A 21,106-nucleotide genomic window follows, 5' to 3' on the forward strand; every position below is an offset into this window, starting at 1 on the left:
GCCTGTTATGCGGCGCCGAGCATGGGACCGAAGTTGGCGCGGTCCGCCAGCCTGGGGTCCTCGCGGTCTGGAACAACCAGCACGGGTCCTTTGGCATGGTGCAGGACTCCATCCGACGTCGATCCGAGGAGCATTCCTGCGAAGCCTCCCCGCCCGCGCGTGCCCAGCACCACGAGTTCGACGCTGCGGCTCACTTCCACGAGGACTTCCACTGGCGAACCATCGAGCAGTTGGGTTTCCGCCGGAAGCTTGGGGAAGTGGCTCTTGAGCCACGCCAAGCCTGCGTCCAACTGGATCCTGATGTCCTTGAAGAGTGCCTCCCGGTCCAGGGGTGCCGGAACCCACGCCAAGGAGCCGCTGTATTCGGGTACGGCGCAGATGACGCGCAGCTTGGCGCCCATGCGTTGAGCCTGCTCCGCGGCCTCCAGGACGGCAACGCGCGCCTGTTCCGAGCCGTCCACGCCGACTGCGACCACATTCTCGACAACGCGGGAGCCGGACTTCGCGCGCTCGGCCTTGATGTGCTTGTCCTCAGTGGTTTCACCCAGCCGGTCCGCGCAGAAGAGTGGGACCGTCACGGTGGGGCATTTGGAGTGCGCGGGCAAGGCACTGCTCACGGAGCCCAGGAGCCTGCCGACAAAGCCGCCGCGTCCCCGGGTACCGAAGACCAGGAGTTCGGCCGTTTCGGACAGATCAAGCAGCACGCCGGCGGCATCTCCGTTCTCCACCGAGCCATCGACGTCGATGGCGTAGCCGGAGACCTTCTCCAGGGCTTGCTTGACGATCGCCTCAGCGCCGTCCCGGATCACGGAGTCATCCACTGTCGCGTAGCCGCCGTCGAGCCCTGAAGCCGCGAAGATCGGCACGGAGTAGGCCGTGACCACATGCAAGGGCAGCTGCCTGCGTTCAGCCTCGCGGGCGGCCCAAACGAGGGCGCATTGGCCGTGTTCGCTGCCGTCAACGCCCACCACAATTCCGCCGGGGGCAATGGAGGGTTCCTCTCCGTTGCCTTCGGTCTCTGGTTGATGGCTCTCAGAGTGTTTGCCGTGCTGGTCCATGGGGCCTGCCTCCTCGCACTGCTGGCTGATGTTGCGGCTATTCTGCCAGAGGCCGCGCCTATAACGTGTTTCTCGCTCGACTGCCGTGAGTTGCGGTCTCCAATGCTCACTATTCTCGTTTGCAAGGGCCGAATCAAGCCGGAAGAAGCGTATGTGGAAACCCCGCCGAGGGCGTGGAAATCCGCCGAATCGGGGCGCGAAAAACGCATCGTCGGACATGCCGATGCCGGGGCTATCCACCACGCGATTTCTTCTGTAATGTTCGAAGCACTGATGACCGGGGATCGTGTTTTTCAACACATCAACGGCCATCATTCGCGACCGCTTGGGGACCCGGACGCCACCCCGCTGTTGCCTCGGCAACGCACCTTCAAAGAGGAGCCAAGCTGTGTCAACCATGCCTGCTGCGAGTACGGAACGCACCACCACCGTGGTCATCGGTGCCGGCATGCCCGGCCTGGCCGTGGCCAGCGAACTCAGCCGCTACGGCGTGGATGCCATCGTGGTGGACGGAATGTACGTCCCCGGACCTTTGCAGCCGCTCAACACCGGCATCCTGCAGCGTTGCGACGCCGCCGACGCCGCGTGCCTCCAGGAGCGCAGCGAAATCCTGCGGCACCTGCGCAACTACGCAACCAGTCACGGGCTCGACGTACGGAGCACCACGCGTGCTGTCCGGCTCGATCGCCTGGACGAAGCTGCCGCGGGGTCCGTGATTTCCGGATCGGTAGTTTCAGGGTCCTCGGGCGTCGCCTCGTACCAATGGGCCGTTCACACGGCCAACGGAGTGCTTTTGGCCGACCACGTCGTTGTCACGCGTTGTGGACAGAGCCAGTTGAGGCGAATGCTTGCCGAGCTCGGCTTCGCCATCGGCCAGAACCTCGTCGCGGCCATGCGGGCGATCGGAATGTACTTGGTTGGGGTCGGCGAACTTGCCACACCCACACCGAAGGAAGTCCTGCGCCAAGCCAAGGTGGTGGGCCAGGCGATTTCCGCCAAGGTCTACCCGGACAGCGTCCACGGGGCGCTCACGGGCACCTTTGCAGCTGTTCCCGCCCTGGCCTAGGGCTTCTTCTCCGGGCTGCCGGGCTCAACCTCGGCGTCCTCTTCATCGCCTGCGTCATCAGCGTCATCAGCGTCGCCGGAATCGTCAGAATCATCGGAACCCCCGCCTGCCAGCCGGCGTCGTGCGGTGATGCCGAGGAAGACCAGCAGGCCCGCGGCAACCACGGCGAAGATCACAATGCTCCAGGGGAACGGCTGGGAGGCATCGGGCACCTTTTCGGGCGTCGTCGTCGAACCAGGGGCCGCGGTGCCGGCGGTGGGTACCTCCGCCGAAGGTGCGGTGCTCGCGGAGCCGCCGCCCGCCGTCGTACTTCCTGCCTTGGCGGTGAACGTGAAGGTGCCTTCAATGGGGTGCGAATCCGAACTGACGACGCGCCAGATGACGGTGAATGCGCCGGCGGGCGCGCCAGGCCGCAGCTTTTGCGACACCACGGCGTCCACAATCTCGACGGAACCATCTGCCCAGTTCTGTCCTGAGGCGTCGTTCACCCGGATCTGCGAGCCGAGCAGGAGCGGCCGGTTGTTGAACGTGATGGACACGGAGTCCGGGACGCTGGCAACCGTTGAGCCGTTGGCCGGTGACGTTGACTCGGCGACATCGTGCGCGAAGGCGGGTGCCGCCGAGAACAGGGCGGCAGAGAAAAGAACCGCCGTGGCAGCGACGACGACGGCCAGCAACTGGCGGATAGGGCGCATGAGCGAATAACTCCCTTGGTGTTGGATTCCTTACAGACTAGGCGAATTCGCGGGAGTGCCGAAGCCGCGGGCATAGGATTTGAGAGCACACTTCCCCGATCCCCGGAGACTTCCATGCTCAAGCAGGGCTCAGCCATCGACCGCTATTTCAAGATTTCGGAACGCGGATCCAACTATTCGCGAGAAATCCGAGGCGGCTTCGCGACCTTCTTTGCCATGAGCTACATCGTGGTCCTCAACCCCTTGATCCTTTCCGGGGCGGACTCCAGTGGCGCTTCACTTGGCTTCGCCGCCGTCGCCGCCACCACCGCCTTCGTCGCCGGCATCCTGACGATCCTCATGGGAGCCTGGGCCAAGCACCCCTTCGCCATCGCTACCGGGCTGGGCGTCAACGCCTTCGTGGCAGTCACCATTGCCTCACACCCCGGCCTGACATGGCCGGACATGATGGGCCTGGTAATGCTCTCGGGCCTCACCATGCTGATCCTGGTGCTCACGGGTTTCCGCACCGCGGTCTTCAAAGCCGTCCCTGAGGCCCTGAAGACCGCGATCGTGGTGGGCATCGGCCTCTTCATCGCGCTGATCGGCCTCGTCAATGCCGGCTTCGTGCGCCGCATCCCGGACGCCGCCGGCACCACGGTCCCGCTCGGCCTGGGCGTCGACGGGAAGCTGCTGGGCTGGCCGACCCTGGTGTTCGTCGTCGGACTCGTCCTGACCATCGCCTTGGTGGTCCGCAAGGTGCGTGGCGCCATCCTGATCGGCATCATCGTCTCCACCGCCCTTGCCGCCATCCTGGAATTCACCCTGCACATCGGCCCGAGTTTCGACGGCAAAACCTACAATCCCCGCGGCTGGTCCCTGGTGGCGCCCAAGTTCACCGAGTGGGCCGCTCCGGACCTGTCCCTCATTGGCAAGGCGAACCCCTTCGGGGCGTTCCAGCACCTTGGCATCATCGCTGCCACCCTGCTGGCGTTCGTGATCCTGCTCAGTATCTTCTTCGACGCCATGGGCACCATGGTGGGCTTGGCGAGGGAAGCAGGAAACATCGACAAGCACGGAAACATCCCCAACGTTGACCGTGTCCTGCAGGTGGACGCCCTCGGCGCGATCATCGGCGGCGGCTCGTCCGTGTCCTCCAACCAGATTTTCGTGGAATCCGGCGCCGGCATCGGCGAGGGTGCCCGCACCGGCTTGGCGTCGATCGTGACCGGCCTGCTGTTCCTCGTGGCCATGTTCTTCACCCCGCTCATCAACCTGGTCCCGTTCGAGGCCGTCGCCCCCGCCCTGGTGGTGGTGGGCTTCATGATGGTGTCCCAGGTGGGCAAGATCCACTGGCAGGACTGGGGAGTCGGCATTCCCGCGTTCCTGACCATGGCCCTCATGCCGTTCACCTACTCGATCGCGAACGGCCTGGGCGCCGGGTTCATCTCCTTCGCACTCATCCGCACGTTCCAGGGCAGGGCCCGCGAAGTCCATCCGCTCATGTGGGCCGTGGCCGCTGCGTTCCTGTTGTTCTTCGGGATCGGTCCCGTCGAGGAAATCCTGGGGGTCAAATAGGCCTTTCCGGAATACCGGACACCCTCCGCCCCCAAGCGATGTTTTTCGGTATCGGCATGCGTTGAGCTTTAACCATGGAGATTTCCCGCGCTGTTGCCGATGTCCGCCCCACGCCGTGGACCGGCCGCTTCGACGGCGATGGCGATGAGCACCGCCGCTGGTGGCAGGCCGTGGCGCCCCACACTCCCGATGCAGCCGCCCCCGGCGCGCGGGACGCGGGCTCCCGGCCCGCCGTCGTCGTGGGCTTCCGCAGTGACGAGGGCGTGCGGCGCAACAAGGGCCGTATGGGCGCGGCGGCCGCTCCGGCGGCCATCCGGCAGGCCCTGGGTCCGCTGGCTTTCCATCTGGACCGGGACGTGTTCGACGCCGGCGACGTGGTTGTGGAGGACGGCTCGGTGGAGGCTGGCTCCCTGGAGGCAGGCCAAGCGCGCGCGGGCCGCGTGATTTCGGAACTGCTCGACGGCGGCAAGCTCACGGTGCTGCTCGGCGGCGGGCACGAAACTGCTTTCGCCAGCTACCTGGGTGTGGCTGGCTCGGAGGCCGTGAGGGTCGGCAAGCGCCTCGGAGTCCTAAACCTGGACGCGCATTTCGACCTGAGGGACGAACCGGTGCCGAGCTCAGGCACGCCGTTCCTGCAGATGGCCCGGGCGGAAGCCGCCGAGGGCCGCGAATTGAACTACGCCGTCGTCGGAATCTCCGAGCCCAACAACACGCGCACCCTCTTCAACACGGCGGACCTGCTGGGCGTGAAGTACCTGCTGGACGAGGAGTGCTCCGCGGAGGCCGCGCACGATTTCGTGGCGCGGTTCCTGGACAGCGTGGACGTGCTGTACCTGACGATCGACCTGGACGTGCTGCCGGCGTCGGTGGCTCCCGGGGTGAGCGCCCCCGCGGCGTATGGCGTGCCGCTGCCCGTCATCAGCGCGGTGTGCAAGCAAGTTGCCACGAGCGGAAAACTCCTGCACCTGGACGTCGCCGAGCTCAACCCCGAGTTCGATATCGACTCGCGGACCGCCAAGGTGGCCGCGCGCTTGGTGAACACGCTGCTGGGGTAGGCGGGGTTAGCCGACGGCGCGGAGCCTGACGGCAATGAACTGGCGGCCGGGGAGCTCCACGCGGAAGCGCCCTTCCACTGCGTCCGGCCGGGTGTCGATGCTCATGTTCCAGGTGTCGATGATGTCCACCTCGTAGCGGCGGCCGGCGGGCATGACGAAGTTCCGGTACGTGGGCTGGTTGAAACCGAAATAGCTGATTTCGTACTCGTGCCGGATGCCGGCGGTGGGGACGTCCCAGGCGCTGGGCAGCGGCTCGAGGAATCCGCCCGGGGTTTCCTCGAGGATGCGGCGCAGGAAGGCGATCCGCTCCGGGCTGCTGCCATGGAATTCGCCGCCCTTGGCCCACCAGAGGATGTCCTGGGAATGCATGTAGGTTTCGCCGTGGCCCACGTAGCCGCCCCGGACGGCCCCTTCCCAGAACCGCCGGGTCATTTCCTCGCCGGTGATGTTTCCCCAGCCCTGGTCGATATTGCCCTCGTACGCGCACTCGTCGATGACCACCGGTTTGCCCCAGCGCTCCCGCCATTCCCCGGTGAATTCGGCCGTCTTGTGGACGTCCTGGCGCTGGATGCTGCTGTGCGTAACCCACGGCCGGGAGTAGTCGTAGAACGCATGGCAATTGTGGATGGACAGCAGGTGCCCGCTCGGGTCATTGGCCTGGACAATGCCCGCGAAGCGCTCCCAGTCCTCGGTGGTCTTGCGGAACAGGAGATCGTACTCGTTGGCCAGGGACCACCAGATGTTCCGGTGCGAAGCCAACCGGGCCACGACGTACTTCAGGTAGCGGTCATCCTGGCCCGGACTCATGGTGGAGAAGCCCCAGCGGTCGTAGGCGTGGAACAGGATCAGGTCCGCCTCGATCCCCAGTTCGTCCAGCTGCCCGATCCTGCGTTCCAGGTGCCGGTAGAACTCCGGGTTGGGCCGGTCATAGTCGAATCCGGCAGCGAGGGATCCTTCAAAGGGGTAGAACTCCGGCTCGTTCTCGTTGAACAGGTAGGACTTCGGGAAAACGCACATGCGCATCTTGTTGAACGGACCGGCCGCCAATGTGTCCAGGGTCTGCTTCTCCAGCGCATCGCCCTGATGGGTCCAGGCGTAGGAGGTAGTGCCGATGGGCAGGTACGGGCTGCCGTTCTCATAGGCGAAGTGGAAGGTTTCGGCCACCCGGACCACGCCCTTCGCCCCGGCAACCGGCTCGCGGGCCGTGAACGCGCCGGTAACGCCGTCCAGCGAGCGCGCGTTGCTGGTGGTGGTGAACGTCCACTCCCCCGGGCCCGGAACCAGGAGCCGGACCTTGTAGCTCCCGTCGCCGTCGTAGAAACCGGGCACACTGAGCGTGTCACCGGACGGCGCGGTGAACACGGCCCGGAGTTCGACGTCGGTGAATGGGTTGCCGTGCGAGGGCCCGGCGAGGGTGAGCTCGAAGCGCTCAAGGGCGGCCGCCGTCGTCGGGTACTCCGCCGCTGCGCTGCCGCGCACCACCGAGCCCGGCTCATAGTCCCCCGCCGGCGCGGGAAGATCGGCCGCCGCCTCAGCGGCCCGCTGGGTAACAAGATCCTCGGGTTCCAACTCGCCGAGGAGGCGCAGGATTTCCGCGGTTTCCCCGGGCTTCCCCTGCAGAGCGCCCTCGGTTCCCAGGATGGTGCCCACCTCGTGGAAGTAGAGCGTGTGCAGCGCCGGGCTGTTCACAAGCGTGGGGACGCGTTCGCTCAGGATGCGGTTGCCTTTCGCGTGCCGCATCACGAAGTACAGGGGGCTTTCAGCGGTGAAAGTGGTCATCTTTGCCTTCTCGGTTCAGTGTTCTCAGGTCAGTGTTCTCGTGGAGCAAGGGACGGGACAGCAGCGCGTGTGCCGCTCAGTGCAGACAATGCGGAGCCGATGTCTTCCTTGATGGGCGCTGGAGTGAAGATCAGCCCCTGGTTCAGGGAGGTCTGGCGGTACCACACGGTGTCCTTGCGGAATTGGGCGGCCGCGGCGGGATCGTGCGCGTCGATGGCCTGCCAGACTGCCGCATATGCCTCGGGATCGTCCATGATGGCGGACAGCGGCGAGTCCAAGGACACCGCACCGTGCGCCGCGGCAGGAGCGGCGTCGGGCACGTCCCAGGCGTACCGGCCGGATCCCACTTCGAACTCCTCGGATCCGTCCGGCAAGGAAACGACGGCGGTGGTCCCCGGAGGCACGACGGCTTCCACGAGGATCCGCTCGCCGGAACGCTTCCAGGCCACGCTGGCCAGGCCGTACGGCGTCTCGTGTGAGGTGCCGGCATGCTGCAGGCTGCGGAGCGGACGCGGAGCGATGTGCTGTTTCCGGTGACCCGGCGCAGCAGGAGCCAGGCCGGCAACGGTCCGGTGCATCCAGTCGGCAATGGCGCCGAGCGCGTAGTGGTTGAAGGAGGTCATTTCGCCGGGGTTGACCGTGCCGTCCTCCAGGATGGAGTCCCAGCGTTCCCAGATGGTGGTGGCGCCCTGCGTGACCGGGTAAAGCCAGGAGGGGCATTCGGTCTGGGTGAGCAAGCGCTCGGCAGCCTCCATGTGCCCGGTGACCGTCAGGGCGTCCGCGATGAGGGGCGTGCCGACGAAACCGGTGGCGATCCTGTAGCCGCCCAGCCGAACGAGTTCGGCGAGCCGGTCACCAAGTGCCTGGCGTTGGACGGGATCCGTGCTGATCCCGAACATGAGAGCCAGCGAGTAGGCCGTTTGCGCATCCGAAACCATGCGGCCGGAGGGAGTGACGTATTCGGAGAGGAACGCGCTGCGCACGTCTTCGGCGAGGGCCGAGTATTTGCCGTGGTCGTCGTCGGCGCCCAGCACGGCCCCGGCCTTGGCCGTGAGGTCGAGGGAACGGAAAAGGTAGGCGCTGGCCACGATGTCGCCGTGGGTGCGGGCGGCGCCGGGCTTGTCCGGCGGTGCTGCCGGGTCCAGCCAGTCGCCCAGCTGCATTTGGCCCTGCCACAACCCGGAGCTGTCCCGGACGCGGAGCAACGCATCAGCCCAATCGCACATGCTTCGGTACTGCCGGCCCAGCAGTCCGAGGTCGCCGAAGCGTTCATAGAGCACCCACGGAACCACCGTGGCGGCGTCACCCCAGGCGGCCACGGGCGATTCCAGCATGCCGAGCACCGCCGGGACGACAATGGGCACCACGCCATTACGGTGGCTCTGTTCGATGGCGAGATCCTGCAGCCAGGAGCTGAGGAACCCCAAGGAGTCGTAGAGGTAGCTGGCCGTCGGGCTGAAGACCTGGATGTCTCCGGTCCAGCCAAGGCGCTCGTCCCGCTGCGGGCAGTCGGTGGGCAGCGCCAGGAAGTTGCCGCGCATTCCCCACAGGGCGTTCTCGTGCAGGCGGTTCAACATCGGGTCCGAGCACTCGAACCATCCGGTGCGGCGCATGTCGTTGTGGATGACGACGGCGGTGATCGCCGCCGGGTCCAGCTCGCCTGGCCAGTTGTCTACTTGTGCATAGCGGAACCCGTGGAACGTGAAGCGAGGCTCCCATTCCTCCTCCCCGGAATCCTCCCCGCCGCCGGCGAGCGTGTAGCTGTCCGTAGCGGCAGCCAGGCGAAGCGGACGGAGGGACAGTTCACCATCCTCCAGGACCTCAGCATGGCGGAGTGTGATCCGGCGTCCCGCGTCGCCGCTTACCCGGATCCGGAGGCGGCCCACCAGATTCTGGCCGAAGTCCAGGACGGTGGCGCCGGATGGCGTGGTCAGGACTTCCCTGACAGGCAGTTCTTCGATCCGACGGACCGGAGGCGCCACGGCGGGAGTTGCCTCCGCCCACGGCTTGGAGCCCGCCGTCCTTGAATCCGCAGCTCGGGAGTCCAAGCAAGCCGGAAGCCAGCGCGAATCGTCGAAATCCGGCAATGACCAGCCGGCCTCGATACGCCGCGCATCGAAAGATTCCCCCGCGTAGATGCCGCTGGAAACGAGTGGGCCCGCCGTGGTGCCCCGCCACTCCGGGCCGCTGGCCACGGTTTGCCGCGTGCCGTCGGCGTATTCGAGATGCAGTTCCACTTTGACGGCCGGCTGCTCGCCGTAGAACGGTGTGGCAAAGCCGTGGAAGCCGTATTTTTCGGTGTACCAGCCTCCCGCGAGCCACACACCAATGGCGTTGGCCCCCTGTTTGAGGAGCGCGGTGACGTCGGTGGTTTCGTGGTTGAGTCGGTCGGCGTAAGCCGTCCAGCCCGGTTTCAGAACCTGGTCATCCACTTCCGAGCCGTTGATTTCGGCCTGGTAGACACCGTGCGCGGTGGCGAAGAGGGTGGCTTTGGCCAAGCCCGGGCCCACCGTGAATTCGTGCCGCAATTGGCCGGGCTGCCCGAGCGGAATCTCCGCCCGGGAAAGGACGGGCAGGCCGATCGCTTCGGCCTGCCACGGCCCTTCAAGGTAGCCACCCGCCAAAGCCAAGGGTGCGCTCCAAGCCGTGGTGCCGCCGTCGTTCCCCGAGACGCGCACCTCGACTGCCACCTGCTCCCCGGCGTCGATGGCCTCAAAAGGCCACTCCACCAGCACCGAGTCAGGGCCTTCGTGCACTGCCGACTCGACAGCCCCCGCACGGGTCAGCCGCAGTTCGGCACGGGTCTGCTGCCAATCGGTGCTCTCCGTGGCGACGACCCAGCTGAGCCGCGGCCGCGGATTGGCCACGAAGGCGGTATCGGTCCGGTACTCAGCGCTGAACCGGCTGACAGAAGCCTGGCGGAGACCTGCTGGCTGCGGTGCCAGGGATGTTGATGTCACGGAGGGGCCTTTCGGAAGCGGTGGGTGGATAGGCGCCGGAGTTCCTACTGTGGTTCGCGGCCTTCGCTACGGAACCAGTCGAACGTGACCGTGCCGAGGCTCGCGAAGACGCCGGAAACGCGTCCCGTGAAGGAGGCTGCGGTTTCCGCCGAGAGGTAGCGGCCGTCCAGTTCGGCCAAGGTGAGCAGTTCGCCGTCGACGACTGCCTGGAGGGCGATGGTGTCCGAGCTCAGGTGCCCGAATCCCGCGCCCGAATCCGGCTGTCGGGTTGCGATGCGAAGTTCCAGTGGCCCGGCGGGAACCTGTCGCGTCCAGCTTTGTTCGATCGAGGAGATCCGGGCCCGCGCCGTCAGGGTGGTTCCGCTCAGTTCGATCGAATAGTGGTGTGCCTCGTCGTAGCGGACGGCGAGGCCGCCGGCATTCCTTCCCCCGTCAAGCGGGTCCAGGTCTTCGGACGATCCGGTGCCCACCAGCGCGGAGATGGTCTCCACCTGGTACCGCTGGCGGCGGCCCAGGAAGGAAGGCCGTGGATCGTCCAGGCTGGCGCCGTCGCTGACCAGGGTGAGGCGCCCGGGGTTCTTCTCGGTGGAGGCGAACGTGCCGGGGAATCGCCGCACGGCGATCCAGCCGCCGTCGAGCTCGGTTTCCGCAAAGTTGTCCTCGAACTCGCCGCCGCCCGGGCGGGGGTTGAGGATGACGGGTTCGACGACGGGCCAGCCGTCCTCCCACGTGACCGGGGTGATGAAGGTTTCCCGGCCCAGGGCGGAGAAGGCCCGGGTCATGCCCTTGGGTCGCATGCCCAAGAGCACCATGGCCCAGCCGCCGTCGGGCGTCTGCACGAGGTCGCCGTGGCCGGTGTTCTGGATGGGACGCTCGGTGCTGCGGGCACTCAAGATGGGGTTGGCCGGGTTGCCCTCGAAAGGACCGGCCGGCGAGGTTCCGCGGGCAATGCTGACGCTGTGTCCGCGCTCGGTCCCGCCTTCGGCGATCATGAGGTACCAGTAGTCGCCATGCCGGTAAAGGTGGGGCGCTTCCGGGAACATCAGTCCGGTCCCGGACCACACGCTACGGGGCACCTCAAGGGCCTTGCCGGTTTCCAGATCCACGCGGACTTGGAGGATGCCGCCGTGCTCGCCGATGTTCCCGGTGACGGTGTCGAGTCCCGAGTACGTCATGTAGGCGGTGCCGTCCTCGTCCCAGGCAAGGTCCTGGTCGATGCCGATGGCGCCCTCAATGGCGAGTCCGTCGCTCCATGGCCCGGCAGGGTCCTCTGCCGTGAACACCAGGGTCCCGCGTGCCATGGCGTCGGTGACAGCGACGTAGAAGAGGCCGTCGTGGAAACGGATGGTGGGTGCCCACGCGCCGCCAAGGGTGGGCACGTCCCTTGAATCGAGCTGCCCTTCCCGGTCCACCACGTGGCCGATCCGGTCCCAGTTGACCAGGTCGGTGCTGTGGTAGACCGGAATGCCGGGGAGGTATTCGAACGTGGATGTCGCGAGGTAGTAGTCCTCGCCGACCTTGACGATGCTGGGATCGGGGTTGAAGCCGGGAATCAGTGGGTTGGGGAAGTTCATGCAGCGCCTCCAAGTGTGAGAACGGTTTCGAGCGGCAGTTCGGTGACTGAGGTGCCGATGCGCAGGCGGTAGTCACCGGGTTCGTAGGTCCAGCCGTTGTCCCAGTAGGCCAGCAGCCGGGTGGGCACATTGATCACCGCGGTGCGTGTTTCGCCGGGTTCGGCCCATACGGGGGCGGAGGCGACGAGCCAGCGCACGGGACGGTCCACGGCGGAGCCGGGCTGTTCGGCGTAGACCTGCACCACTTGCTTGCCGGGGCGGGTGCCGGTGTTGGTGAGGGCCACCGTGAGGGGCACGACGGCGCCGGGCACCGCCGCTGCGGGGGCTTCGGCTGTGTCGAGGGTCCAACGGGTGTAGCCGAGTCCGTGCCCGAATTCGTAGGCCGGAGCGGCTCCTGCCTTCAGCCAGGCCCGGTAGCCGATGTGGATCCCCTCGGTGTAGGCCAGTTCCCCGTTCGCGTCCGGGGTGGTGTTCAGGACCGGCACGTCCTCCTGGGTCGCGGGCCAGGTGGTCGGGAGCCGGCCGCCGGGCTCGGCCGCGCCGGTGAGGACGTCGGCGAGGGCGGTGCCGAATTCCTGCCCGCCGAAGTACCCGATGAGGATCGCGGCCACCTCGTCCCGCCAGGGCAGCAGCACCGGGGACCCGGAGTTCACCACCACCACGGTGCGCGGGTTGGCCGCGGCGACGGCGCGGACCAGGCGGTCCTGCAGGCCCGGAAGCTCCAGGGTGGTGCGGTCGTAGCCTTCGGATTCGACGCGCGAGTTCGTGCCGACCACGACGACGGCGACCTCGGCCGCCCGGGCCGCGGCGACGGCGTCGTTGATGAGTGCCTCGGGGTCGGTGTTGTCCGCTTCGAGCCCGATGGTCACAGCCAGGGCATTGCCCAGGGCGCCGATGCGCCCGGCGAGGTCCAGTTCCACCGTCACTTCCAGCGGAACACCCGCCGTGGCCTCGACCGGGACGGAAGCGGAGGGCGGGGCCAGGAACGCCGCACCCAGGTCCGTCCCCGTGGCCTCGATGGACGCCTCATGCGCCAGGACCCCGTCCACGAAGATCCGCCCGTGCCCCACGGTGGAAAAGCCCAGCCGGATGGTGCCGGTCTCCTCGGGCGTGTAGTGGGTATGGAACTGGACCATGGAAGACTCCGCGATCGGGGCATCCCCGCCGAACCAAACCAGCGCGGTGGAGCGGCGGTCCTCCGCGAACAGCTCCTTGCCCGTGGAGGCAAAGAAGCGCACCCGCAGCCCCGGTTCGCCCGTGACAGGGTTCCTGAGCTGTTCCAGGGGCAGTTCGGCGATGCCTTCCTGCACCACCGCGCCCACGGTGTAGCTGACGTTCTCCGGCCTGAACGCCGCACGGATCCCGTCCAGCGGGGTGACGATCCTTTCCGGGACCACGGTCGCGGACCCGCCGCCCTGGGTCCTGGCATGGCGGGCATTGTGCCCGATCACCGCGACGCCGGTCACGGAGGCGGGAGCCAGCGGCAGCACGCCGTCGTTCTTCACCATCACGGTCCCGGCCACGGACGCCTCCCGGGCGAACGCGACCGGGTCCTCCCGCTCCGCCGGCTCCGCTGCCACGGGTTCGAAACCCTCCAGGGCGCCCACCCGGGCGGCGAGCTGCAGGATCCGCAACACCTTCCGGTCAACCGCGGCCTCCGGAACCGTGCCGCACTTCACCGCCAGCACCAGCGCCGAACCCCACGGACCCTCCGGACCCGGCATCACGAGGTCCTGGGAGTGCTTCGCGCTGTCCACGCTGCGCACCGCGGTCCAGTCGCTGATCACCACGCCGTCGAAACCCCACTCCGTGTTCAGCGGGGCTTCCAGCAGCTCGTTCTCCGTGGCCGTGGCACCGTTGACCGAGTTGTACGCGCTCATCACCAGCCACGCCTTCGAGTCCACAATGGCCTTCTCGAACGCCAGCAGGTACAGCTCCCGCAAGGGCCGCTCCGCCACCTTCACATCCACGGTGAACCGGTCCGTCTCCGCATCATTGGCCACGTAATGCTTGGGGGTCGCACCGACGCCGTTGCGCTGCACCCCGGCCACATACGCCGCCGCGAGCTCAGCGGTCAGGACCGGGTCCTCGCTGAACGCCTCGAAATGCCGGCCGCCCAGCGGGGAACGGTGCAGGTTGATCGTCGGGCCCAGCACCACGTCGACGCCCTTCCGGCGGGCCTCGACCGCCGAGGCAGCCCCCAAACGGTCCGCCATCGCAGGATCCCAGGACGAGCTGATCGCCGTCGCGGACGGGAAATTCATCGACGGCTGCCGCTCATCCCACACCTCGCCACGCACACCGGTCGGCCCGTCCGAGAACAACATCCGCCGCAGCCCGATCTTCTCCACAGGCCACGTGGTCCAGAAATCCCGGCCCGTCAGCAACCGCACCTTCTCCTCCAGGCTCAGCCGGGCCAGCAGGGACTCGAGGCGTTGGTCGATGGTCTGGTCGGTGAGGAGTTCCATGGTGGCTTTCTTGTCTGTCTTGGGGGATGAAGTGTCGATGCTCATGCGGTGGCACCCGTGGTGACTGCGGCTACTGAGCGCTGGGCGGCAATGATGTCCCGGTACCAGTACGCGCTCCACTTGGGGATGCGGGCCTGGGTGCCGTAGTCCACGTAGACCAGCCCGAAGCGCTTGTCGTAGCCTTCGGCCCATTCGAAGTTGTCCATGAACGACCACGCGAAGTAGCCGCGGACGTCCACGCCGTCGGCGATCGCCTCGCCTACCGCGGAAATGTAGCCGCGCAGGTAGTCGATGCGTTCGGGGTCGCGGACCTCGCCGTTCGGATCCACGTAGTCGTGGAACGTGGCGCCGTTTTCCGTGACGTACAGAGGAAGGGAGGTGTATTCGGCGGCGACCCGCTTGAGTACCGCTTTGAGTGCCACGGGCGTATTGGACCAACCGAACGACGACGGTGCCGGCAGCACGTGCGTCCAGCTTGCCCCTCCCGGGGCTGCTTCGTCCGCGGAAACCAGCATGTTGGTGTAGTGGTTGATTCCGGCAAAGTCCCCGGGTGCCGAGATGATGGCCAGGTCCCCGGGCTGGACGAGGTCTTCGGCCGAGGCATCCTCGCCGGTGGCGGTCAGCCCGTACTGGCCGTAGGCCGCGATGGTGGACTCGGCGTAGCTGCCCCGGTAGACGGGGTCCAGGAAGATCCGGTTGCTGACGGCGTCCCAGTATTCCGTGGCCTTGCGATCGGCTTCGGAATTGCTCGCCGGGTTGAGGTTGCCGATAATATTGGTGATGCCCACCTTGGCCTCAGGGCGGCGGGCACGGAATTCGGCCAGCGCCAAGCCATGGGCCAGGAGCAAATGATGGGCTGCGCGCACGGCGAGGCGGTCGTCCTTGATGCCTGGGGCCTGCATTCCCCAGGAGTGGCCAAGGAAGGCCGCGCACATCGGCTCGTTGATGGTGATCCAGTACTCGGCAAGGTCACCCAACGCCTCGGCCACGAGCCCTGCGTACTCCCCGAAACGGTGGGCAGTACGCCGGGCCGGCCAACCGCCGTCGTCCTGCAGTGTTTGCGGGAGGTCCCAGTGGTAGAGCGTCACGTACGGGGTGATGCCGCGGGCTGCGCAGCCTGCCAGCAGGTCACGGTAGAAGCGCACGCCTTCGGGGTTGAGCGGGCCGACGCCGGTGGGCTGCAGCCGGGACCAGGACAAGGACAGCCGGTAAGAGGGGATGCCCAGTTCTGCCATGAGGTCAAGGTCCTGTTCCCAGCGGTGGAAATGGTCGCAGGCGATGTCCCCGTTGTCACCGTGGATGGTGGTGCCCGGCTGGTGGGAGAACGTGTCCCAGATGCTCTGGCCGCGTCCGCCCTCGTTGACGGCACCTTCGATTTGGTACGCGGCGGTGGCCACGCCCCAGGCGAAGTCGGCAGGAAACGTTGCGGCCGGGGAGAGTGCCGGGCTCGCGGACAGTGGCGGCTGAGTCATGGGCTCGCCTTTCGTGGGTCTGTGTTTGTTCTGAAGGTGGGGCTGGCAGCGGGTCAGGCCACGCCGGCCTGGACGTTCTGCTGGTGCTGGATGTCCAGCAAGCGCAGGCGGTCGGCGCGGCGCTGGGCTTGCCGGTCCGGATCGGGGACCGGGGCGGCCATGAAGAGCCTCTGGGTGTAGGGATGCTCCGGTTCTCCGGTAACTTGCCCGCCGTCGCCCCATTCGACGATTTCGCCGTGATACATCACGGCGACGCGGTGGCTGAGGTGGCGGACCACCGCGAGGTCGTGGGAGACAAAGAGGTAGGCGACGCCGGTGCGTTCCTGGATCTCGATGAAAAGGTCCAGCACCGTGGCTTGGGTGGAGAGGTCCAGGGCCGAGACGGGTTCGTCGCACACAATCAGCTTCGGATCCAGTGCCAGGGCCCGGGCGATGGCGATGCGTTGGCGCTGCCCGCCGGAGAACTCGCGCGGCAGCCGGTGGGCGGCGCCGTGCGGCAACCGGACCTGGTCCAGCAGCTCGGCGACCCGCTTGTTGGCGGCCTGGCGTTCCACTTTCCGGACCGTGAGCGGCTCGGTGAGGATCTGCTCGATGGTCATGGACGGGTTGAGCGAGGTGTACGGATCCTGGAACACCACCTGGATCTCGTGGCTGAGCTCCTTGCGCTGGGCGCGCGTGGCTTGGGAGATTTCCTGGCCGCGGTACTTGATGCTTCCCCCGGTGACCGGGGCGAGCCCCAGCACGGCGCGGCCCAGCGTGGTCTTGCCGGATCCCGACTCCCCCACCAGGCCCACCGTCTCCCCGGGGCGGATGTCGAGGGAAACGCCCTTGAGGGCCTTGAACGGTTCCTTCCGGAAGCCCTTGAGGGGATATTCGACGACGACGTCCCGGACGTCGAGCAGTGTTTCGGTCATGGCTTCACTCCTGTCAGGCTGGTGAGGGATCCGTCGGTGCTTGCACCGTTTGTGCGGGGACCAGCGGCGCCCAGCGGGCCGCGCGGTGCCGCATCCTCGAGGATCGCTTCCAACAGTTGCCGGGTGTACGGGTGGCGGGCGTCCTTGAAGATGGTCCGGACGGGCCCGGTTTCCACGACACGGCCTGTCTGCATCACGGTCACGCGGTCGCACAGATCGGCGACGACACCGAAGTTGTGGGTCACCAGGATGACGCCCATTTTCAGCTCGTCCTGGAGTTCGCGCAGCAGGTCAAGCACTTCGGCCTGCACCGTGACGTCCAATGCAGTGGTGGGCTCGTCCGCGATAAGCAAGTCCGGCTCACAGGAGACCGCGCCGGCGATCAGCACCCGCTGCGCCATGCCTCCGGAGATTTCATGCGGATAGGCGTTGAAGGTCCGTTCGGGGTGGGGAATCCCCACTTTGGCCAGCAGGGCCAGTGCACGCTTCCGGGCTTCCGCCTTGGAGATGCCGAGGCATACCCGCATGGGCTCCATGAGCTGGCTGCCGATCGTGAAGGCGGCGTCCAGGTTGCTCATGGGTTCCTGCGGGATATAGGCGATACGCTGGCCGCGGACCTTCGTCATTTCCTTTTCCGAGAGGCGGGCCAGGTCCGTGCCGTCGAAGATGATGGAGCCGCCGGTGACGCGTCCGCCCTGCGGCAGGAGCCGGAGGATAGAGAAGGCGGTCTGGGTCTTGCCCGAGCCGGACTCGCCCACCAGCCCGTGAACCTCGCCCCGGCGGACCGTGAGGCCCACATGGTTCACCACGTGGGTGGTGGAACCATCGGGCTGGTCGTAGCCGACGCCCAGGTCGGTGACCTCCAGGATGACTTCACCGGCGTTAGCAGTGCGTGCACCGGCGGGTGTTTCAGGATGCACCACGGCAGGCTCGCCGCGCTTGGCGGCAGCTTCTGCGGAATCGACGACGGCGGTCCCTTTCCGGCGGCGCTTTACCGGCCCGCGGCTGCGCTCGAGTTCGTCGCGCATCGCATTGGCCAGCAGGGTCAGCGCGATGCAGACGACGCCGAGGACGAGGCTTGGCCACAGGACAAGGGTGGGTGCCTTGTAGAGGTTGATGAAGCCGTCGTTGAGCATGCTCCCCCACGTGGGGATGTTGAGGTCGCCCAGGCCAAGGAATTCCAAGCCGGCCTGGATGGCGATGGCGATGCCAAGGACCATGGCGGACTGGATGATGACGGGCGCGCGCACCACGGTGAGGATGTGGCGGCCGATGATCCGGAAATCACTGAGCCCGGAGACCCGTGCCGCGTCGACGTACAGTTCGTTGCGCACCGCCGTCACGCAGGCGTACACCAAGCGGAAGTAGGCCGGGGAAAGCAGGACGCCGAAGATCATCATGGACAACCACATCGATGGCCCCACGACGGCCCGCGCGGCCAGCAGAATGACGATGCCGGGCATTGCCATGAGCAGGCCGGTGAGCCATGAGGATACCGAATCGAACCAGCCGCCGTAGTACCCGGCCACCAGGCCGCCCGTGACGCCGATCGCGACGGCGACAACCAGCGCCAACAGCGCCCCGGCCAAGCTGAACTGTCCAGCGAAGAGCAGACGACTGAAGACGTCACGGCCGGCACTGTCCGCACCCAGCACGTGGTCAGGGCCGGACTTGGCCAGGACCGCCTGCAGGCTGGCCAGCCCTGGGTCGTGCGTTGCGAGCACAGGTGCCAGCACCGCGGCCAAAGCCACGATCGCGAGGACCAGCATGGATACGGCGCCGGTGGGGTTCGTGAGGAGCTTGCGGAACAAGGAGACTTTGGCTGCCTGGGTGGGCAGTGCGATGGAAGTGTCGATCATGACAGCCGAACTTTCGGGTTGAGCCAGCCTTGGGCGAGGTCGATGATGAGGTTCACGATCACCACGATGGCGGCGGTGGCGACGACGACGCCCATCACCACCGGGATGTCCCCCTGGCTGGTGGCGGCAACGGCGATCTGCCCGAGGCCGGGCAGCGCGAAAATCTGTTCAACGATCACGGCACCGCCGAGCAGGCCGATGAACTGGACCGCGAGGACTGCCAGGGCAGGACCGCCGGCGTTGCGCAGTACATGCCTGTACACCACCCGGTTGAAGGAGAGGCCGCGGGCCCGGAGCGTGCGGACATAGTCTTGGCGGAGGGCATCGATCAGGGATCCCCGGACCTGCTGGACCACCGAGGCGATGCAGCCGATCGAAAGGGCGATGATCGGCAAGGTGACCGTGGCTGCCCAACCGCCGAACGACGTCGTAATCGGTACATAGCCGGTGGCCTTGAACCACTTGAGGTTCAAAGCGAACAGGGACACGAGTCCCAAAGCGATGAGGAAGCCGGGAATCGCGAATCCCAGGACGCCCACGAACTGGACCACGCGGTCCACCCAGCCCCGGCGCACTGCGGCCAGGACAGCGATGACCACGGAGATCACGGCCGCGATGATGGTGGCGCCCAACACCAGGGAGAGGGTCACCGATACCCGGCTGGTGACGCCGGTGCTGACCAGCTGGCCGTTGAACCACGAGCGTCCAAGGTCGCCGGTGACGGCGTGGGTGAGCCAATCCCAGTACTGGACCACGAGCGGGCGGTTCAGGCCCAGCTGGGAAGCCTTCAGGGTCACCTGGGCCTGGCTGGCTGTGGGGCCCACGATGCGGCGGGCGATGTCGCCGCCACCCGCGTACAGCAGCAAGTAGGCGACCGTTGTAATGACGAACAGCAGGAGGACGCCCGAAAGCAGGCGGCGCAGCACGAAACGGTACATCAAAGTTCCTTAAGGGAAGGTTCCTGGGGCCGCCGGGCCCGGACCACGGCTTGGGTCAGCACGTGGTCCGGTCCCGGCGGCTGTCCGCTAGGAGGCGGGAGAGAAGGACCAGATGAACGGGTAGGCGTTACCCGTCTGGACCTCGACCTTGGTCTTGGCGTCGGTGACGAAGCTGGACTGCGGGCGGTACCACGGAGCGAACCATGCCTGCTCCACGATGTATTTGTTCAGTTCCTTCGCGGCGGCCGTCTGCTCATCCGTAGAACCGACGTGGATCTTGTTGATCAGCTCGTCCACCTTCGGGTCCTCGTACTTGTACGGGTTCCACGGGGCACCGGGAGCGATCTTCATGTTGATCAGCTGCCAGTCGGACTGCTGCTCCAGGATCATGTAACTCACGCCATACTTCGGTGCCAGGAGGTCGGCGATGAAGTTGTTGCCCGTGTCCGTGAACTCCGCCGTGATGCCGACGTCCTTGAGCTGCTGCGTGATGAGCGCAGGGAGAGTGTTGCCCATGAGCGCCGAGGACGGCAGCTTCAGGGTCAGCCCGCTGGCGTATCCGGCCTGGGCAAGCAGTTCCTTGGCCTTGGCAGGGTTGTAGGCGTAGCGGGAGTCCAGGGACTTGTCATAGGCAGCCGACGACGGCGGGAACACCTGGGTGGTCAGCTCGCCATAGCCCTGGCCGATTGACTGCAGCATCGCCTTGGTGTCGAAGGCGTAGTTGAGTGCCTGCCGGACGCGGACGTCCTTGAGCGCGGGGTTGGTGGTTCCGGCCCGGTCAAACAGGATGAGCCCTGCCCAGTTCAGCTGGAGTGGGTTGACCTTGTACCCGGCAGCCTGGATCTCCGTGAGCGTGTTGTTGTCGGCGGTGTTGGCGGCGTTGAGCTGTCCGGACTTGATGGCGTTCAGCAGGGAGGTCTGGTCACCGTAGACGTTGAGGACAAGGTTGTCGTAGTGCACCAAACTCTTGTCCCAGTAATTCGGGTTGCGGTGGTAGCTGTAGGACGTGCCGGTCACGGTGGCGGCGGTATCCAGCACATACGGACCGGAGCCGACGGGTTTGGTGGCGATGTCGGCGTTGCCGAAGGACGCCGGGCTCTGCATGAAGGACGCGTCCTTGGACAGGTAGTTCAGGAACGCCGGGTCCGGGGCGGACAGGGTCAGTTCCAGCGTGGTTGCGTCCACGGCTTTGGCAGTCTTCAGTGCCGCCATGAACTGTGCATCCGGAGACGTTCCTGCCTTGAAGCGCTCAAGGTTCTGCTTCGCGGCGTCGGCATTGAAGGGGGTGCCATCGGTGAACTTGACGTCGTCACGCAGGGTGAGCGTCAGGACGGTCTTGTCCGCGTTGTACTTCCAGTCTTTGGCCAGCATCGGCACGAGCGAGCCATCCGGCTTCATCCGGATCAAAGTGTCGTACACGGCTTGGTAGAACGGCGACAGGTTGGCGAACTCGGACTGGTTTGCAGCGAAGGTCTTGGGCGCCAACAGCGCGCCCAGGGTCAGGGTTTGGGAGGACTGGTCCTGGGGGGCGGCGGCTCCGCCACCACCACAAGCAGTGAGCCCCAGGGCAACAGCCGCAATGACTGCGGCCATTCGCTTGGATCGGAACATCTTTGGTCCCTTTCACGATCAGTGGCGTCCACCATGGACGGCCATTGGGAAAGACCGTAACATCAAAAACCTAGTGACCACTAGGTTTTAGCCGAACTTT

Annotated in this window: 14 protein-coding genes; 3 read left to right on the forward strand and 11 right to left on the reverse strand. The window is 66.4% G+C overall.

Annotated elements, in window-relative coordinates; genetic code table 11:
* Window positions 1–5 precede the first annotated feature (5 nt).
* Window positions 6–1,058, reverse strand: coding sequence for a universal stress protein (locus AC3WJM_RS12565; protein ID WP_284991875.1), 1,053 nt, complete (start codon window positions 1,056–1,058; stop codon window positions 6–8).
* Between the two features lie 397 nt (window positions 1,059–1,455).
* Here AC3WJM_RS12565 and AC3WJM_RS12570 point away from each other — a divergent pair, with 397 nt between their 5' ends.
* The gene (locus tag AC3WJM_RS12570; protein WP_059388469.1) at window positions 1,456–2,124 is read left to right on the forward strand and encodes an NAD(P)/FAD-dependent oxidoreductase; all 669 of its coding nucleotides are present in this window, start codon (window positions 1,456–1,458) and stop codon (window positions 2,122–2,124) included.
* On the opposite strand, the gene AC3WJM_RS12575 is transcribed toward AC3WJM_RS12570, so the two are convergent.
* Window positions 2,121–2,819 carry a copper resistance CopC family protein gene (locus AC3WJM_RS12575; RefSeq protein ID WP_284991876.1) on the reverse strand — a complete coding sequence of 233 codons (699 nt, stop codon included), beginning with the start codon at window positions 2,817–2,819 and terminating at the stop codon, window positions 2,121–2,123. The two genes, AC3WJM_RS12570 and AC3WJM_RS12575, sit on opposite strands and share 4 nt — an antisense overlap.
* Before the next feature lie 114 nt (window positions 2,820–2,933).
* Here AC3WJM_RS12575 and AC3WJM_RS12580 point away from each other — a divergent pair, with 114 nt between their 5' ends.
* Window positions 2,934–4,376 carry an NCS2 family permease gene (locus AC3WJM_RS12580; protein ID WP_059388467.1) on the forward strand — a complete coding sequence of 481 codons (1,443 nt, stop codon included), beginning with the start codon at window positions 2,934–2,936 and terminating at the stop codon, window positions 4,374–4,376.
* 74 nt (window positions 4,377–4,450) lie between these two features.
* Entirely contained in the window at window positions 4,451–5,431 is a 981-nt protein-coding gene (gene hutG, locus AC3WJM_RS12585) for a formimidoylglutamase (protein WP_492272013.1), read from the forward strand.
* 6 nt (window positions 5,432–5,437) lie between these two features.
* On the opposite strand, the gene AC3WJM_RS12590 is transcribed toward hutG, so the two are convergent.
* The 9 genes from AC3WJM_RS12590 to AC3WJM_RS12630 form a co-directional block, all read right to left on the reverse strand.
* Window positions 5,438–7,210, reverse strand: a complete 1,773-nt coding sequence (locus tag AC3WJM_RS12590; RefSeq protein WP_492272014.1) for a DUF5605 domain-containing protein — start codon at window positions 7,208–7,210, stop codon at window positions 5,438–5,440.
* A 29-nt stretch (window positions 7,211–7,239) separates the two neighbouring features.
* Window positions 7,240–10,170 (reverse strand): family 78 glycoside hydrolase catalytic domain, encoded by a 2,931-nt coding sequence (locus AC3WJM_RS12595; protein WP_492272015.1) that lies wholly within the window; start codon window positions 10,168–10,170, stop codon window positions 7,240–7,242.
* Between the two features lie 44 nt (window positions 10,171–10,214).
* Window positions 10,215–11,744, reverse strand: a complete 1,530-nt coding sequence (locus tag AC3WJM_RS12600; protein ID WP_306960760.1) for a glycoside hydrolase family 43 protein — start codon at window positions 11,742–11,744, stop codon at window positions 10,215–10,217.
* Entirely contained in the window at window positions 11,741–14,257 is a 2,517-nt protein-coding gene (locus tag AC3WJM_RS12605) for a beta-glucosidase family protein (protein WP_492272016.1), read from the reverse strand. The genes AC3WJM_RS12600 and AC3WJM_RS12605 overlap by 4 nt, the downstream gene beginning before the upstream one ends.
* Window positions 14,254–15,684, reverse strand: a complete 1,431-nt coding sequence (locus AC3WJM_RS12610; RefSeq protein ID WP_492272017.1) for a GH1 family beta-glucosidase — start codon at window positions 15,682–15,684, stop codon at window positions 14,254–14,256. Before AC3WJM_RS12610 ends, AC3WJM_RS12605 begins: the two co-directional genes overlap by 4 nt.
* A 53-nt stretch (window positions 15,685–15,737) precedes the next feature.
* Entirely contained in the window at window positions 15,738–16,598 is an 861-nt protein-coding gene (locus AC3WJM_RS12615) for an ATP-binding cassette domain-containing protein (RefSeq protein ID WP_284991948.1), read from the reverse strand.
* Entirely contained in the window at window positions 16,595–18,457 is a 1,863-nt protein-coding gene (locus tag AC3WJM_RS12620) for a dipeptide/oligopeptide/nickel ABC transporter permease/ATP-binding protein (RefSeq protein ID WP_492272018.1), read from the reverse strand. Before AC3WJM_RS12620 ends, AC3WJM_RS12615 begins: the two co-directional genes overlap by 4 nt.
* Window positions 18,454–19,395, reverse strand: a complete 942-nt coding sequence (locus AC3WJM_RS12625) for an ABC transporter permease (protein WP_059388463.1) — start codon at window positions 19,393–19,395, stop codon at window positions 18,454–18,456. The genes AC3WJM_RS12620 and AC3WJM_RS12625 overlap by 4 nt, the downstream gene beginning before the upstream one ends.
* Window positions 19,396–19,482: 87 nt before the next feature.
* Window positions 19,483–21,006, reverse strand: a complete 1,524-nt coding sequence (locus AC3WJM_RS12630) for an ABC transporter substrate-binding protein (protein ID WP_059388462.1) — start codon at window positions 21,004–21,006, stop codon at window positions 19,483–19,485.
* Between the last annotated feature and the right edge of the window lie 100 nt (window positions 21,007–21,106).

The organism is Arthrobacter sp. FW306-1B-G06A (genome assembly GCF_058781765.1).